Here is a 16061-nt window from a genome sequence, read left to right as displayed (position 1 = left end):
GCAGGGCAGGTTGTCCGCCCGGGAAGGGTCCGCATTCTGCGGGCATACTGGCCAAGGCCAGCGTGGCCAGTGGTTGCTGCCTTATGCTGTGCCGTTTCAGGAGCCCTGGGCGGGCCTTTCGTCGTAAGGCGCGTTTTGCTTGCTGTTTGCGACTGTTCAACCAAGCGAGGCTTGACAGAAAACGGTATCAAATGCAACGAATGTGCATCTCGGGTGATGATATTGAAGCGCCCGAGTCGGGTGGGCGTGAGGAGAGACCCGGAGAAGCACAAGGGCAGCGGTGGCGTGGCAGACCGGATCGGTCGGGCGTGCCGGTGCCGGAATGCCAGATGTGGTGCCGGGGCAGAGACGGGGGCAACCCGCAGTCCGGTGCTTGGACCAACAGGAGAATTTATGGCTGCGACGAAAACCATTCTGGTGATCGGAACCTACGACACGAAGGATCAGGAACTGCACTATGTCGCCGATAGCATCCGGCGCATGGGGGGGCAGGTGCTTTCGATGGATGTCAGCGTGCTGGGTGATCCGTCCAACCCCACCGATGTCTCGAAACATCAGGTCGCCGCAGCGGCGGGTAAGTCGATCGGGGATGTGATCAATGCGGGCGACGAGAATCTTGCCATGCAGATCATGGCGGCAGGTGCCAGCCGTATTACCGCCCAGCTTTATGCCGAGCGCAAGATCGACGGCCTGATCGGGCTGGGTGGCACGATGGGCACCGATCTTGTGCTGGATTGCTGTCAGGCGTTGCCGTTGGGCGTGCCGAAATATGTGGTCTCCACGGTGTCATTCTCGCCCCTGATCCCCACCGACCGGCTGTCGCCCGATATCCAGATGATCCTGTGGGCCGGCGGGCTTTACGGGCTGAACTCGGTCTGCCGGTCGTCGCTTTCGCAGGCCGCTGGGGCCGTGCTGGGCGCCGCGATGGCGGTGGAGCAGCCCCGACGTAACCGGCCGGTCGTCGGGATGACCAGCCTTGGATCATCCTGCCTTAAATACATGAAATACCTGCGTGAACCTCTGGAAGAACGGGGATTTGAAGTGGCGGTGTTTCATGCCACCGGCATGGGGGGAATGGCCTTCGAGGCGCTGGCGCGGCAGGATTATTTCGCCGTCGCGCTGGATCTCGCGCTGCCTGAGGTCGGCAATCTGATGGTGGGGTCGGTCGCCCATGCGGGCAAGGACAGGCTGACCAATGCCGGATTGGCCGGCGTGCCGCAGATCGTTGCGCCGGGCTGCACCGACCTGATTGACTTCGCAGGATGGCAAGCCATTCCCGACGCCTATGCCGACCGGCCCTTCCACGCGCATAACCGGCTCATCGTGTCGTCGGCTCTGTCAGGCGACGAACGGCGGGCGCTGATCCGCGACATTGCCGAACGACTTTCGAAGGCCACAGCGCCCGTGAAATTCCTGATGCCGCTGCACGGGGTCGAGGAATGGGATCGCGAGGGGCAGGCGGCGCATGATCCCGACGGACTGGCCGCGATGGCTGATGAGGTGCGCAAGGCGGTCGCGGCGCCGGTCGATCTGCGCGAGCTTGACTGCCACATCAATGACGCCGCTTTTGCGCAGGAAGTGCTGGCGATCATTGATGAATGGGTGGCGGATGGCACGATCCGCATGGCCGCCTGATCCCGGCGGGGGCGGGGTCTCGATGCGACGGGGCTGCGCCCCTTGCCCAAAGCTGGGGTTTGAATTCGCCGGTCCGGTTTAATATCCTATACGCCAGTGCAGGCAGCAGGGATCGGTGGCGATGCAGAGCAGGGAAGAGGTAAACCCGAATAAGGTGATGAAAAGCGTTGATCGCGCCCTGGCCGTGCTGCGCTATTTCACCGTCGCGGAGCCGGAGCTTGGGCTTGCCGACGTTACACGGCGATCCGGTCTGGACAAGGCGACCGTGCATCGCATCCTCACCGCGCTGGCCCGGAACGGTCTGCTGGAACAGATGCCCGCCACCAGAAAATACCGGCTTGGACCGGAATCGCTGCGCCTTGCGCAGGTGCGCGAGGCGTCGGTGCCAATCACGGCCATTCTGGCGCCGGTTCTGGCCCAGCTTTCGACGGACAGCGGGGAAACTGCACATGCGAGCCTGGGCGCCAGCGAAGGCATGCTGACAATCGGGGTCAGTGAGCCCCAACGCTCCACCCGCGTCTTTGTCGATCCTTCCGCGAGCCTGCCTTTCCATGCCTCAGCCTCGGGTCAGGTCTTTTGTGCCTTTGCCGATGCCGAACAGGGCGAGGCGATTCTTCAGGCCACCCGTTTCGAGCAGTTCACCGAAACGACGCCGGTTGACGCGCGCGACCTGCGCCAGCGGGTCGACGCCGCGCGGCAGAATGGCTTTGCCGTGGCGCATGGCACGCTGGAGGCCGATACCGTCGGGGTTGCGGCGCCATTCTTCGATGCCAGCGGGCGCGTGATCGGGGCCGTGGCTGTGGCGGGGCTCAGCTCGCGCATGGATGGCGAGGCGATTGCACGGGCGGGCGCGCTGGTCTGCGCCGCAGCCAAGCAGGTGACCCGTCAGCTGGGCGGCAGATCCGGCGCCTAGCTGTCGAAGGCCAGCATGCCTGCGTCTACGGTCCGGCCGCCCCCGTCTGCGGTGACGACGCTTCCGTTGATGAAACTCGCGGCGTCAGACAGCAGGAAGGCCACCACACCCGCGATCTCCGAGGCATCTGCCGCGCGGCGCTGTGGGATGTGTTTTGTTACCTGTGCATAGCCTTCCTCGGCGCTGCCCCCAAGTTCAGCCATTTCCATGTCACCCATCTCGGTCCTGACCCAGCCGGGCGACACTGCGTTGGCGCGCAGGCCGTGGCGTGCATTCTCGAAGGCAAGCGACTGGATCAGGCGGATCAGACCGGCTTTTGAGGCCGAATAGGCCGAAAGACCCATCCCGGTTGCATGGGCGGCAACGGAGGCAATCCCGACGACCCTGCCCTGCCGATGCAGCAGATGGGGCAGGGCGGCCTGCGCGAGCACGAAGGGGGAGGTCAGGTTGACCGTCAGCTGTGCCTGCCAGTCGTCCAGCGACATCTCCGCCACGGGCGCGGGTGCGACAATCCCGGCATTGAGCACCAGCGCATCCAGACGGCCAAGACGTTCGATGATCCGGTCGGGCAGGCCGCGCGTCTCTGCAAGGTTGTTCAGGTCACAGACCAGGGCGACGCCGCCAATTGCGTCGGCCAGCCGGGTGATCGGTTCGGGTCTGCGGCCGCAGATCACCACGCGGTAATCGGCAGCCAGGCGACGCGCGATCGCAGCACCGATCCCGCTTCCTCCACCCGTCACCAGCGCGACGGGTCTTTCATCAGATGACATGAAGCGTTCTCCCGGTGCAGCAAGTTTGTCGGTTTATTATTATCACCAATAATAGCTTTTCTTGAGGAAAAGTCAATGTGATGCCTCCGCCGGGCAGAAGATTGTTGCTTGACAGGGACTGCCTGAATCAAAAATAATGCACCATAGGTGATTATTTTAAACCAATCCCGCCCAGAGACTGATCCGCCCGTCTGCCACAGCCAGCAAGGACCCTGATATGGATATCGCCAGGAAAACATCATCCGACCTTCCCTCCAGCGCGCCGGTCGTCATCATCGGTGGCGGAATTGTCGGGGTTTCTACGCTTTATCACCTTGCCAGACGCGGAGTGCCGGCGGTGCTGTTGGAGCGCAGAAAGCTTGCCTCGGGCACGACCTGGCATGCCGCCGGGATCGTGGGGCAATTGCGCGACAGCACGGCGCAAACGGAGCTCGGCAAATACACTGCCCGCCTTTTCGCGGAGCTTGAGATCGAAACCGGGCAGGCGACCGGCTACAAGCCGAACGGGACAATCAATCTGGCGCTGGGGGAGGTGCGGCATGAACAGCTGCTGCGCAGCCATGACCATGCGGTGCGGATGGGGATTCCGACCTACCTTCTGACGCGCGATGAACTGTCAGAGAAATGGCCCTGGATCGTGGTGGAGGATGTGCGCTCTGCCTTCTTCGTCCCCTCGAACGGGCAGGTGAACCCGCTGGACGTGACGGTTGCCCTGTCGAAGGGCGCACGGGCGCAGGGCGCGCAGGTGTTTGAACAGACCAAGGTCACGGAAATCGTGATCCGTGATGGCAAGGTCGCAGGTGTGGCCACCGACCGTGGCGTGATCGCGACAGGGAAAGTCCTGCTGGCGGGCGGCATGTGGAGCCATCTTTTTGCCAAGGCGCATGGTGTCACGGTGCCGCTGCATGCCACCGAACACTTCTATATCGTGACCGAACCCCTGGCGGGCCTGCGGAAGGATCAGCCGATCCTGAACATCGCCGAGGAACGGACCTACTGGAAAGAGGATACCGGCAAGCTGCTGATCGGCGGTTTCGAGGCACACGGCAAGCCCTATGGGCAGAGCGGTATCCCTGAAGACTTCGAGTTCGACCAGCTTCCTTTTGACATGGACCATGTCGAACCGGAACTGGAACGGATGTTTTCCCGAATGCCGGGCCTGGGTGACCTTGGCATCCAGACCTTCTTCAACGGACCGGAAAGCTTTACCCCTGACGGCCGCCCCTATCTTGGTCCGACAAGCGAGGTGAAGGGGTTATTTGTCGCCACCGGCATGAATTCGAACGGTATTCTCAATTCAGGCGGTGTCGGGCTGACCATGGCGGAATGGCTGATCGATGGCCAGCCCTCGCGCGGGATGGGGCCGCTTCTGCAACGCCGCGCGCATCCGTTCCAGCGCAACACGCGCTATAACCGCGATCGCGCGGCGGAATCCGTCGGGTTCCATTACGGGGTCAGCTGGGCCGGGCGGCAGGTCCATTCCGCCCGTGGGGTGCGTCGCGTACCGTTGCATGACCGGCTGGCCGCGGCCGGGGCAACCTTTGCCGAACGGATTGGCTGGGAGATGCCGCAATATTACGACCCCGAAAAGCGCGGCTGGGATGAAACCCCGCGCCTGCGCTGGAAGGCGTGGTCGGGGCTGGTGCAACAGGAATGTCTGGCCGCGCGCGATGCCGCTGTGCTGATTGACCAGTCGATGTATGCAAAGATCCAGGTTCAGGGGCCGGATGCGGTGCGCGCGCTCAATCGCGTTTGCGGCGCCGAGATGGATGTTGCCGTGGGCACCTCGGTCTATACGCAGTTCCTGAACATGCGGGGCGGGATCGAGGCGGATGTGACCGTTACGCGCATCGCGCCGGAATGCTTCATGGTCATCACGGGCCATCCCAGCCAGATGCGCGATCAGGGATGGATTCGCGATCACGCCGACCCGGAGTGGCGGTTCGAGATTTTCGATGCCACCTCGGCCTATGCCCTGTTGTCGCTGCATGGCCCGCAGTCGCGTGCAATTCTTCAGGCCCTGTCCGACGATGACCTGTCGAATGCGGCTTTTCCCTTTGGCGCGGCCCGAGAGATCGACATTGCCTATGCCCGTGGCTGGGCGATCCGTCGGTCTTTTCTGGGCGAACTGGGGTTCGAGCTGCTGTTGCCAGCCGAATTTTCCGCGGGGATCTATGACGAGATCCTGAATGTCGGGCAGCCGTTGGGGCTGCGTCACATGGGCATGTTCGCCATGAACGCCTGCCGTATCGAGAAAGGTTTCCGCCACTTCGGCCATGACATCGCCGAAGACGATACGCCCTATGAAACCGGCCTCGGTTTTGCCGTAGCGCTGAACAAGGCCGAAGCCTTCCTTGGACGCGAGGCACTGGCGCAGCAGAAGGCGGGTGGCCCCGCCACCAGACATCGCACCGTTTCGGTGCGTGTCGAGGGGGTTGACGCGGTGAACGGGCCTTATCTGATCCATAACGAACCGATCTGGCGCGATGGCCGGATCGTCGGTCATGTCACCTCGGGCGACTGGGGCTTTCGGCTGGAGGCCATGGTTGGCCTTGCTTCGCTGCACCGCGATGAAGGGGTGGACAAGGCCTGGCTGGACGCGGGTGGCTTTACCGTCCAGATCGCCGGTGCCTTCTATCCGCTGACGGTCGGGCTGGCGCCGTTCTACGATCCACAGGGCGCGAGGATGCGCGGGTAACGCGAAAGGCCCGCCCTTTGCAGGGCGGGCCTTTGTTCTGGCCCGGAGGCGCGATTACAGTGACGAGAAGCCCGCTTCGAGCGCGGACAGGATTTTGGCCACATCTGCTTCGGTCACCACGAGCGGTGGCGAGAGGATGATGTTGTTGCCGGATACACGGACCATCGCCCCGGCCTCGTAAGTGGCGCGGTGCACTTTGCCAATGATCTTCTTGTCGACCGGGGCCTTGCTTGCCCGGTCGGCTACCAGTTCCAGCGCGCACATCAGGCCGTGCCCGCCGCGCACATCACCGATGATCTGGTGCCGCGCCATCAGCGCCTGAAGCCCGGCGAAAAGCTGGGTGCCCCGCGCTCCGGCATTCAGGTGGATCTGCTGGCGCTCGATCTCCTGCACGCAGGCGACCGCTGCCGCCGCCCCGACCGGATGGCCCGAGTAGGTATAGCCCGACCCGATCGCGCCCTTGCCGGTAGTATCCTTCTCGAAAACCTCGGCAACCGCGTCGGAGATCATCACCGCGCCGAAAGGGAAATAGCCGTTGGTGATCGCCTTGGCGGAAACCAGCAGATCGGGTTGCACCCCCCAGTGGCGCGACCCGGTCTTGCTGCCCGTCCGGCCGAAGGCGGTGATCACCTCGTCCGCGATCAGCAGGATGCCGTATTTCGAGCACAGCGCCCGCACACCGGGCATGAAGCTTTCATGCGGCGGGATCACGCCGCCCGCGCCCAGCACCGGCTCCATGATGAAGGCGGCGATGGTCGAGGCATCCTGAAACTTGATCTCGTCCTCGATGGCGGCAAGGCAAAACTGCGCCAGCCGCGCGGGATCGGTTTCGTTGAACGGGTTGCGATAGGTGTAGGGCGCCGGAATATGGAAGCAGCCCGGCATCAGCGGCTCGTACTGAGTGCGGAAGTTGGCATTGCCGTTCACCGAAGCGCCAAGCGTATGCGTGCCGTGATAGCCTTTCTTCAGGCTGAGGAACTTCACGCGCCCCGCCTCGCCCCGGATCTTATGATACTGCCGGGCCAGCCTCAGCGCGACCTCGACCCCGTCCGAACCGCCCGAGGTATAGAAAGCGCGGGACAGGCCGTCCGGCGCGAAAAACTCGGCCAGCATCTCGGCCAGTTCGATGACATTGTCATTCGTCGTGCCGCGGAAAATCGAATAATAGGGCAGGCGGCCCAGCTGCGCGGTGATGGCGTCCTTCACCGGCTGGCAGGAATAGCCAAGGTTGACGTTCCACAACCCGCCCACCGCATCGACTGTCCGGTGCCCGTCGATGTCGATGATCTCCACCCCTTCTGCCTCGACGATGATGTCGGGCGGATTGGCCAGGCTGTCGGCGGGATGCGTCATCGGGTGCCAGAGACGGCGTGCGTTGTTTTCCTTGAGGAAATTGGAGTCTTTCATGGGGTCAATCTCCTTGGCGTAACAGGGAAAGGGCGCGCGCATAGCTGTCGCCCGGTTTGGTGACATCGAAATGGACATGGGGCATGCCCACCTCTGCCGCGCCGCGCAGGTTTCTGGCCTGATCATCGACAAAGACGCAGGCATCGGCGGGCAAGGCAAGCCCTTCGGTCACAAGGTGGAAGGCGCGCGGGTCAGGTTTCAGGATGCCCGTATAGGTCGCATCCACGATCAGGTCGAAGTCCGCGAGAAACGGCAACTTCGTGCGGAAATCCCTGCCGTAGAACAGGTCCAGCTCGTTGGACAGGATCGCAAGGCGGAAACCTTCTGCCTGTGCGGCCCGGATGGTTTCCAGCGCTTCGGGCCGGATGACGGCGGCAGGATCCGCCCCCCGCAAACGGCCCACGAATTGCGGAAATTCGGTCCAGTGCTCGCCCACCAATGCGCCTGTCTCGCGCATCCGAAGCGCCCAGTAATCGCGTTCGGTGATTTCGCCGGCTTGCATCGCCCGCCACGGAGCGTCCTGACCGGGATCGAACGGCCCTCGCCAGACCAGCGTGCCGGGGGCGAGGCCGAGAGCCGCCTCCGAAAGCGCATGCGTCTCGAACAGGGTCTTCGAGATGACCCCGCCGAAATCGAGCACCAGTGCGCGGCTCACAGCTTTACCCATGCGGTTTTCAGATCGAGATATTTGTCGAAGGCATGCAGTGACTTGTCATGGCCGTTGCCGGATTGCTTCACGCCGCCCAGCGGCACCGTCAGGTCGGAGCCGCCATAGGTGTTCACATGGACAAGGCCAGCATGGATCTTGCGCACCATCCGGTGCGCGCGCGACAGGTTCGATGTCCAGACCGCCGCGGCCAGCCCATAGGTCGAATCATTGGCCAGGGCGATGGCTTCGGCCTCTGTGTCGAACGGCGTCACGGTTACCACCGGGCCGAAAACCTCTTCCCGAAACACGCGGTCTTCGGGTCTTGCATCCGCGACGATGGCAGGCGCCATGTAGTAGCCGCCGGTTTCCTGCAAGAGACGCGCACCGCCGATGACATTCCGTCCGTTTGCCTTCGCCTCGTCGACGAAAGCCAGGTTCTGAAGCAATTGCCGTTCAGAGTTCACTGCCCCCGCCTGCGTCGCATTGTCCAGGGGATCGCCAACCTTGATTGCGGCAGCATGGGCGGCCAGTTTTTCGACTAAGGCCGTGTGGATACTGCGCTCGACCAGGATGCGCGACCCGGCAATGCAGACCTGTCCCGAATTGCGGAAGATACCCTGGGCCGAGACTTTCGCCGCCTCGTCCAGATCGGGCGCATCGGCGAAGACGATATTCGGCGACTTGCCCCCCAGTTCAAGGTAGACGCGCTTGAGGTTCGACCGTGCCGAGGCCTCCATCAGCCTGCGTCCTGTCGGGCCGGAGCCGGTGAAGACCAGTGCATCGACATCCATGGAAGATGCGAGAGCGGCGCCGACGATAGCCCCTTCGCCGGTCACGACATTGAAGACCCCGGCGGGCATGCCTGCCTCAAGCGCCAGTTCGGCCACACGCAGCAATGAAAGCGAAGCGGTTTCAGCAGGTTTCAGGACCATGGTGCAGCCAGCCGCCAACGCGGGGCCGAATTTCCAGGCGCCGATCATCAGCGGGAAGTTCCATGGCACGATGGCCCCCACCACGCCCACGGGCGCCCGATGGACAAGGCCAAGGAAGGCGGGGTCGGTCGGCGCGACCTCGCCGGTCAGCTTGTCGATTGCCTCGGCATAATAGCGGATCGTGGCCACCGCCGAATGCGGCTCGGCCTTCAGCGCCATGCCGATCTCGGTTCCGTTCTCGCGTACACCCAGAACCGCGATTTCCAGCGCGCTCGCCTCGATAAGGTCTGCCCAGCGAAGAAGGATCTGCTTTCGCGCGGCTGGAGACAGATCCGACCAGCGCCCGTCGTCAAAGGCTGTGCGGGCCGCAGCGATGGCCGCTTCCGCATCCGCTGCGGTGCCATTGGCGCAGGTTGTCAGGACCGAGCCGTCGATGGGCGACCGGACAATACGCGTGCCGCCATCCGAGGCGGGCTGCCTTTTGCCGTTGATGACGTGCAGGAACGGCGCGAGCGGCGAACGGCGAAGGCTTTCAATCGAGGTCATGAGGGTTCATCGGTTCTTTATTTACACCAATGGTGTTTATCATGCACCGATCATCGTGACGGGTCAACAGCACGTTGCGTTGCGGGGCGTCAGGACTGGGCAAAACGCGCTGCGGCTGCGCGAAACTCGGCTGACGGACGCCCGCCGATGCCGTAGTTCAGCTTCTCCGCCTCGCCAAACAGGGCGGCGATGGTCTGACGGCGCAGGTCGCTGGTCATGCGGTGCGCGGGCACGGCAACGGCGACCGCGCCCGCCGGAGTTCCATCCGTGTCGAAGACGGGGACGGCAATGCCGTAGACGTCATCCTCGTTGGTCTGGTCGGCCTCGGCATAGCCGGTCAGCCGCACTTCCTGCAGGCGGGCCTTGAGAATGCTGGAGTCCGTGATGGTTCGTGAGGTCTTGGCCAGCAGAGCCTCCGACAGGGCGCGATCAACAAAGTCAGGGCGCGCGAAGGCCAGAACCACAAGGCCTGACGCCGTGCTGTGAAGCGGCAGAATCTCCCCCGCCACCAGTGAGACGCGGCTGCCCCGATTGCTTTCGCTGACCCCGATGGTTGCAAGGGCGCGACCGGAAACAAGGGAGGCATGCGCCGTTTCACCAAGGGCCGCGGAGAGCGAATCAAGGGAATGCTGGAAGACGGAGGAAACGGGAAAAGCCGTTTCTCGCACCCGCGCCAGACGCAGCACGCCCGCGCCCAGGCGGTAAAGCCGTGCGTCGCCACGTTTTTCCAGCAACCCGTAATCGCACATCACCACCAGCATCCGATGCACGGTCGCCTTATCGACGCCGGACCGGCGGGCAAGTTCCGAGAGTCCGATCTCGGGTTCGGATTCTGAAAAGAAATCGAGCAATGACAGGGCTTTGGCAACTGTGCTGGACATGGAGAGCTCCCTTCCCGTCAAAAACGGGCATCTGGACGGCATCAAATACGTTGACGGACCAGACCTCAATCAATAGCATTGAACCGTCGGTGTCAATAATAAACCACAGGGAGACGACGATGTACACCACGAAACTGTTTCTGGCAGGTCTGGCGGCCTTCGCCTTTGCGGCGCCTGCGCTGGCTGAATACCCGAAACGCCCCGTCACGATGGTCGTGCCCTGGCCGCCGGGTGATCTTGAGGACCAGCTGACCCGCATCATCGCGGATGAATTCACCACCGAAACCGGCGTTCCGGCCAAGGTGGTCAACCGGCCCGGTGGCGGCGCGGTGGAGGGGGCGACCTTCGTGGCCCAGGCCACGCCCGACGGCTATACCGTGGGATCTTTCGTGATCGACGTGCCCACCGTGCATGTCATCAAGCAGGTCGCGACGTATAACCGGGACACGTTTGAGCCCGTGGGGATCTTCCTGACCTATCCGTTCGCGCTGGTCGCGCGTGGGGATGCGCCTTACAGCGACATGGCGAGCCTTGCCGCCTATGCGAAGGACAACCCGGTCAAACTGGGGCATTTTGGCTATGACGTGGTGCCCACCATGGCGACTTTCGCCGCGGCCAAGCGGTTGGGGTTCTCGTTTGCGGCTGATACACCGGCGGACCTGCTGGATTGTACGCTGCTGCAATCGGGGGATGTCGATGTGATGGCGACGTCGATGGCGCTGGTTCTGCCCTGCCTCGATCAGGTCAAGGTGGTTGCCGCCTATACCGACCAGCCGCTTTCCCTGGCGCCTGATGTCAAGCTGCTGTCCGAACAGGTGCCGGGCCTCGACATCACGCTGTGGAACGGCCTCTTCGTGCCGAAGGGAACGCCGCAGGACATCATCGACAAGCTGGCGGCGGTGGCCGAGAAGGCGATGGCTTCGGAAAAGGCGCAGGATGTCGCGAAGAATACCGGGGCAGGTGTCTACTGGATGGGTGCTGCCGATGCCAAGGCGCGCATTGATGCCGACTACAGCGCGGCAGAGGCGCTGGTGAAGGAAATGCAGGAATAATGTGACATGCTGCCGGGCGCTTCGCGCGGCCCGGCAGATATGAAGGTTGCCGGGCGTGAAAACGCCCCGCCTTTTCCACCCGCAAAGCAGGCTGCGCGGCCGCTGGCCGCAATGGAGATGCCATGTCCACCGATCCAGGGGCATCGGGGTTCGAGCCCGTGCCGCATGGTGTGCCCTTGCCGGACGACCCGGAGCACACCGAATTCGTCCATCCTGAAGCACAATCGCTGATCGCGCTCGTCTTCGTCATCCTCGCGGGCATTCTGCTGTTGCTGGTGCCGGTCGCGACCCGCGCGGCCCCCATGCACAAGGGGTGGTGGGTCGAGCCTGCCACCTGGCCGATCTTTGCGCTGTCCATCACCGTCGCGGCGGGCGGCTTCGAGGCGCTGCGCTGGGTCCGTGCGGGCCGCGCTGCGAGGTTCGGCGCCGATTTCCGGCAGAAGTCGCTTTGGGCTTTTGGCGCGCTTGGTCCAGCGCTGAAGTATTCAGCCGCATTCATCGTCTATCTTTTTGCTGTCGGCTGGGGCGGCTTTGCGCTGCCGTCCTTCATCTTCATGCAGGTGGTGATCTGGATGGCGGGGCTGCGCAGCACGGCATGGAAGCTGAAGGCCGCGCTGTTCGTCGTTCTTGTTGTGCTGGTCTTCCGCGTGTTGATGGGCGTGTGGTTCCCGATGGCTCCGCTTTACCCGGCGTTCTTCCCGGACTGGTTCGTCCGGTCCGTCGCCATTTACCTCTGAGGTTCCCCGTGGACAGTGTCATCGCCGGCTTCGAACATATTCTGACCATCCAGATCATTCTGGCCCTGTTTCTCGGCGCGATCTGCGGCATTGCCGTCGGCGCGATTCCGGGGCTTGAACCCGCAGGTGCCATGGCAATCCTGCTGCCCTTCTCGCTGCAACTGGAACCGCTGGCGGGCATCACGCTCTTGCTGGGCTGTTACGGCGGCGCCTGGTACGGCGGGGCCATTCCGGCCATCCTCATCAAGGTGCCGGGCACACCCGTCAACGTGCTGACAACCTATGACGGCTATCCGATGACCAGGCGGGGCGAGGCGCATCGTGCGCTGTCGCTGGCCTATTCATCCTCGTTCATCGGCGGTATCTGTTCGGTCATGGCGCTGGTGTTTCTGGCCCCTTATCTTGCAGGTGTCGCGGCCAGCTTCGGCCCGCCGGAATATGTGGCCATCGCCGTTCTGGCCATCGCTTCGGTGATCCTTGCCCACTACAATCAGGTTGGTGGGGCGGTCATGTCACTGGGTTTCGGCATGTTCCTTGGCACGGTGGGTATGGAAAGCGTGTTCAGCACGCAGCGCTACACCTTTGATCAGGGCTGGCTTCTGGGCGGTGTGCCGCTTGTCCCGGTCGTCATCGGCCTTTTCGCCATGAGCCAGGGCTTTGTCCTGCTGACCTCGCCCTCCCGCAAGGGGCCGACGGTGAACATGGAATATTCCAACCGTTTCCGCGGCCTGCTGGAGGCGTTGCGCTATCCCAAGGTTCTGGGCCGGTCGGTCGGCCTTGGTCTGACGATGGGCCTTCTGCCCGGTGTTGGCGAGTTCGGGGCGCAGTTCCTGAGCTATTCGATCACGAAGCGCCTTTCGAAAAAGCCAGAGACGTTCGGGAAAGGCGCGCCGGAAGGGCTGATCGCTTCCGAAAGCTCCATCTCGGCCTGCACTTCGACCGTGATGATCCCGCTGCTGTCGCTGGGGATGCCGACCGACCCGCTGATGGCGATGGTTCTGACCGTCTTCATGATCCACAACATCGTTCCCGGCCCGCGGCTGTTCGTTGACCATCCCGATTTCGTAAGCGGCCTTTATGCCTCGCTTTTCCTTGCGAACATCCTGATCCTCGTGATCCTTCTGTTCGCAACGAAATACATCACGAAACTGGCCAACTTTAACCCGCGCTTCATCGGGGCCTGTGTGATGATCCTGGCCCTGATCGGGTCATACACGCAGAATTATCGCGTCAGCGATGCGCTGATCATGATTGTCTTCGCTATCGTCGGGCGCATCATGATCCGCAATGACATCCCTGCCTTCCCCATGGTGATCGGGCTGGTGCTGGGGCCGCTGTTCGAATGGCGTTTTGCACAGTCGCTGAGCCTGTCGAACGGGGATATGATGGTGTTCTTCGAGCGCCCCATCTCGGCCACACTGATCGGCCTTGCCGTCGGGGCCCTGCTGATCTTCGGCTGGACCAGCCTGCGCAGGAAGCGCAACGCCACCCCGGTCTGACCTCATGCGCGGGCGCCTGATCCAGTCAGTGCCCGCGCGCCCGAACCTGTCTGCGAAAGCCCATGCCATGACCGACCTTGTTGCCCGCCGCCGTGCCCTTCTCGGGCCGAATGTTTCGACCTTCTATGACGATCCGGTGCATATCGTCCGGGGCGAGGGCGTCTGGATGTGGGATGCCGGGGGGCGCAAATACCTCGATTGCTATAACAATGTCCCCCATGTCGGCCATTGCAACCCGCGCGTGGTCGAGGCGATCTGCAAGCAGGCGGCCACGCTGAATACCCATACCCGCTATCTGCACGAAGGCATCCTCGATTATGTCGAGCGGCTGACCGCCACCTGTGAGGACCCCCTCGAAACAGCGATCCTGACCTGCACGGGGTCCGAAGCGAATGATATCGCGCTGCGTATGGCCGAGGCGATGACGGGCAAGCGCGGAATCGTCGCGACCGACGCCACCTATCACGGCAACACCACGCTGGTCAGCCACCTGTCGAAAAGCAATGTGCCGGAGGTGGGCTTTGGCCTTGGTCAGTATCTTCGCCATGTCGAGGCGCCTGACAGTTACCGTATTGCCGACCCGGACGGGCAGCGTTTCGCGGCGAAGGTGCAGGAGGCGATCGACGATCTGGAGCGGTCGGGCATCGGCTTTGCAGCCCTGATCGTCTGCCCGCTGTTCCTGAACGAAGGTTTCCCGACACAGGCCGAGGGCTGGCTGCGCCCGGCGGCAGAGGCAGTGCGCCGCGCCGGGGGCCTGCTGATCTGCGACGAGGTGCAATCCGGCTTTGGCCGCTCGGGCAGCCATTTCTGGGCGCATCAACGCCAGGGGGTGACGCCCGATGTGGTGACCATGGGCAAGCCGATGGGCAATGGCCATCCGGTCGCGGGTTTGGTGACGACGGCCGAGATCATGGCGCGTTTCCGCAAGTCCTTCCGCTATTTCAACACTTTCGGTGGAAATCCGGTCAGCTGCGCGGCTGCCATGGCGGTGCTGGACGAATTGCAGGAGCGTAACCTTCAGGCCAATGCGGCGCGGATCGGCCAGCTTGCACAGCAAAGGCTCGTCGAGCTGGCGGGCAGGCATCCTGTCATCGGCGATGTGCGTCAGTCGGGCATGGTCTTTGGTGCGGAATTCGTGCTGGACCGGCAGGAAAGAACCCCGGCGGCGGCTTATGCCGATCTTGTTGTGAACAAGATGCGTCAGCGGGGCATCATCCTGTCGAAGCTCGGTCGCCACAAGAACACGCTGAAAATCCGGCCGCCCATGCCCTTCGGCGCGGAACATCTGGATCTGCTGATGACCACGCTGGACGAGGTGCTGACCGAAACGCCGGTGATAGCATGACCGATCGCGTCAGCGAGGCCCTCGCACTTTGGGGCTTGCAGGAAGCGGATTGCGTCTTTGTCGCCGGGCGCGAAAACCAGGTGTATCGCATCACCACACCGGCAGCGCGGTATGCACTGCGGATCAAGCGCCCCGGCTACCGCGATGAAGTCGAACTCCGGTCAGAGCTTGACTGGCTGAACGCGATGGACAGGGCAGGGCTCAGCGTGCCCGCACCGCTGCCCTCGCGGTCCGGTCGCCTGCTGGAACGGGCCGGGGAAGGGTTCGCGGATGTGGTGACCTGGCTTCCGGGAACCCCCTTGGGCAAAAGCCGCATTCCGCTGGAGCTGCCCGACCGGCCCGGAACCTTCCGCGCGCTCGGGGCCGAGATTGCCCGGCTCCATCTGGCCTGCGATGCCTGGCAGGTGCCGCCGGGCTTTCGCCGCTGCCACTGGGATTTCGACGGGCTTCTGGGCGATGCGCCAGTCTGGGGCAGGTTCTGGGAGAACCCGACGCTGGATGACCAGACGCGGGCCATCTTTCATGCCTTCCGCGCAGTTGCGCGGCAGCGCCTGTCTGCGGCCGCGCCCGAATTTGGCCTGATCCACGCCGATCTCGTGCGCGAGAATGTCCTTCTCGATGGTCCGGTCGTGCGGATGATTGACTTCGATGACGGGGGCTATGGTTTCCGCCAGTTCGATCTGGCGACGGTGCTGCTCAAGACGCTGGGCGAACCCGATTATCCCGCGCTCAAAGACGCGTTGCTGGCAGGTTACCTTGCCCGAAAGTCCCTGGATCTTGGGCTGATCGACCTGTTCATCGCGCTGAGGGCGGCAACCTATGTCGGCTGGATCGTCCCACGGATGCAGGAACCCGGAGGCGCGGATCGAAACACCCGTTTTATCGACGAGGCGCGGGTGCTTTGTTCGGCCTGTCTGCGGGACCACAACGCGTTTCCGGTATCGGCAGACCTGACCTGAGATGCGCCGGTCCGGCGCCGGAACCGCGGATGTCATGG

The 16061-nt window shown here is 63.2% G+C and carries 13 protein-coding genes; 8 read left to right on the top strand and 5 right to left on the bottom strand.

Going from position 1 to position 16061, the window contains the following annotated elements; translation table 11 throughout:
• Positions 1-393: 393 nt before the first annotated feature.
• Complete coding sequence (locus C8N34_RS11545; RefSeq protein ID WP_108128972.1) at positions 394-1635, top strand: Tm-1-like ATP-binding domain-containing protein; 1242 nt, start codon at positions 394-396, stop codon at positions 1633-1635.
• Between the two features lie 157 nt (positions 1636-1792).
• Positions 1793-2548, top strand: coding sequence for an IclR family transcriptional regulator (locus C8N34_RS11540; protein WP_158640680.1), 756 nt, complete (start codon positions 1793-1795; stop codon positions 2546-2548).
• Here C8N34_RS11540 and C8N34_RS11535 read toward each other — a convergent pair.
• Positions 2545-3318, bottom strand: a complete 774-nt coding sequence (locus C8N34_RS11535; protein ID WP_108128971.1) for an SDR family NAD(P)-dependent oxidoreductase — start codon at positions 3316-3318, stop codon at positions 2545-2547. The genes C8N34_RS11540 and C8N34_RS11535 overlap by 4 nt on opposite strands.
• Before the next feature lie 217 nt (positions 3319-3535).
• Here C8N34_RS11535 and C8N34_RS11530 point away from each other — a divergent pair, with 217 nt between their 5' ends.
• A complete protein-coding gene (locus tag C8N34_RS11530) occupies positions 3536-6016 on the top strand; it encodes an FAD-dependent oxidoreductase (protein WP_108128970.1) in 2481 nt (826 codons plus the stop codon).
• 54 nt (positions 6017-6070) lie between these two features.
• On the opposite strand, the gene C8N34_RS11525 is transcribed toward C8N34_RS11530, so the two are convergent.
• The 4 genes from C8N34_RS11525 to C8N34_RS11510 all read right to left on the bottom strand — a co-directional run bounded on the left by C8N34_RS11525 (position 6071) and on the right by C8N34_RS11510 (position 10431).
• Complete coding sequence (locus C8N34_RS11525) at positions 6071-7423, bottom strand: aminotransferase class III-fold pyridoxal phosphate-dependent enzyme (RefSeq protein ID WP_108128969.1); 1353 nt, start codon at positions 7421-7423, stop codon at positions 6071-6073.
• Between the two features lie 4 nt (positions 7424-7427).
• Positions 7428-8090, bottom strand: a complete 663-nt coding sequence (locus tag C8N34_RS11520) for an HAD-IA family hydrolase (RefSeq protein WP_108128968.1) — start codon at positions 8088-8090, stop codon at positions 7428-7430.
• The gene (locus C8N34_RS11515) at positions 8075-9550 is read right to left on the bottom strand and encodes an aldehyde dehydrogenase family protein (protein ID WP_108128967.1); all 1476 of its coding nucleotides are present in this window, start codon (positions 9548-9550) and stop codon (positions 8075-8077) included. The genes C8N34_RS11520 and C8N34_RS11515 overlap by 16 nt, the downstream gene beginning before the upstream one ends.
• 89 nt (positions 9551-9639) lie before the next feature.
• Entirely contained in the window at positions 9640-10431 is a 792-nt protein-coding gene (locus C8N34_RS11510; RefSeq protein ID WP_158640679.1) for an IclR family transcriptional regulator, read from the bottom strand.
• Between the two features lie 119 nt (positions 10432-10550).
• On the opposite strand from C8N34_RS11510, the gene C8N34_RS11505 reads away from it, so the two are divergent.
• The 5 genes from C8N34_RS11505 (at position 10551) to C8N34_RS11485 (ending at position 16023) form a co-directional block, all read left to right on the top strand.
• The gene (locus C8N34_RS11505) at positions 10551-11483 is read left to right on the top strand and encodes a tripartite tricarboxylate transporter substrate binding protein (protein WP_108128965.1); all 933 of its coding nucleotides are present in this window, start codon (positions 10551-10553) and stop codon (positions 11481-11483) included.
• 122 nt (positions 11484-11605) lie between these two features.
• Positions 11606-12220 (top strand): hypothetical protein, encoded by a 615-nt coding sequence (locus C8N34_RS11500; RefSeq protein ID WP_108128964.1) that lies wholly within the window; start codon positions 11606-11608, stop codon positions 12218-12220.
• Positions 12221-12228: 8 nt separating this feature from the next.
• Positions 12229-13719, top strand: coding sequence for a tripartite tricarboxylate transporter permease (locus C8N34_RS11495; protein ID WP_108128963.1), 1491 nt, complete (start codon positions 12229-12231; stop codon positions 13717-13719).
• A 67-nt stretch (positions 13720-13786) separates the two neighbouring features.
• Positions 13787-15064, top strand: coding sequence for an aspartate aminotransferase family protein (locus tag C8N34_RS11490; protein WP_108129029.1), 1278 nt, complete (start codon positions 13787-13789; stop codon positions 15062-15064).
• Entirely contained in the window at positions 15061-16023 is a 963-nt protein-coding gene (locus tag C8N34_RS11485; protein ID WP_108128962.1) for a phosphotransferase enzyme family protein, read from the top strand. Before C8N34_RS11490 ends, C8N34_RS11485 begins: the two co-directional genes overlap by 4 nt.
• The last annotated feature ends 38 nt before the right edge of the window (positions 16024-16061 follow it).

Source organism: Gemmobacter caeni, from assembly GCF_003054195.1.
Taxonomy (GTDB): Bacteria; Pseudomonadota; Alphaproteobacteria; order Rhodobacterales; family Rhodobacteraceae; genus Gemmobacter; species Gemmobacter caeni.
The sequence above is the reverse complement of the archived record's forward strand: the minus strand, read 5'-3'. Positions and strand labels throughout refer to the sequence as shown.

Bases quoted from the DNA above. Each gene is read 5' to 3' on its own strand.
- C8N34_RS11545 (WP_108128972.1), top strand. From the start codon at position 394: ATGGCTGCGACGAAAACCATTCTGGTGATCGGAACCTACGACACGAAG.
- C8N34_RS11540 (WP_158640680.1), top strand. From the start codon at position 1,793: ATGAAAAGCGTTGATCGCGCCCTGGCCGTGCTGCGCTATTTCACCGTC.
- C8N34_RS11535 (WP_108128971.1), bottom strand. From the start codon at position 3,318: ATGTCATCTGATGAAAGACCCGTCGCGCTGGTGACGGGTGGAGGAAGC.
- C8N34_RS11530 (WP_108128970.1), top strand. From the start codon at position 3,536: ATGGATATCGCCAGGAAAACATCATCCGACCTTCCCTCCAGCGCGCCG.
- C8N34_RS11525 (WP_108128969.1), bottom strand. From the start codon at position 7,423: ATGAAAGACTCCAATTTCCTCAAGGAAAACAACGCACGCCGTCTCTGG.
- C8N34_RS11520 (WP_108128968.1), bottom strand. From the start codon at position 8,090: ATGGGTAAAGCTGTGAGCCGCGCACTGGTGCTCGATTTCGGCGGGGTC.
- C8N34_RS11515 (WP_108128967.1), bottom strand. From the start codon at position 9,550: ATGACCTCGATTGAAAGCCTTCGCCGTTCGCCGCTCGCGCCGTTCCTG.
- C8N34_RS11510 (WP_158640679.1), bottom strand. From the start codon at position 10,431: ATGTCCAGCACAGTTGCCAAAGCCCTGTCATTGCTCGATTTCTTTTCA.
- C8N34_RS11505 (WP_108128965.1), top strand. From the start codon at position 10,551: ATGTACACCACGAAACTGTTTCTGGCAGGTCTGGCGGCCTTCGCCTTT.
- C8N34_RS11500 (WP_108128964.1), top strand. From the start codon at position 11,606: ATGTCCACCGATCCAGGGGCATCGGGGTTCGAGCCCGTGCCGCATGGT.
- C8N34_RS11490 (WP_108129029.1), top strand. From the start codon at position 13,787: ATGACCGACCTTGTTGCCCGCCGCCGTGCCCTTCTCGGGCCGAATGTT.
- C8N34_RS11485 (WP_108128962.1), top strand. From the start codon at position 15,061: ATGACCGATCGCGTCAGCGAGGCCCTCGCACTTTGGGGCTTGCAGGAA.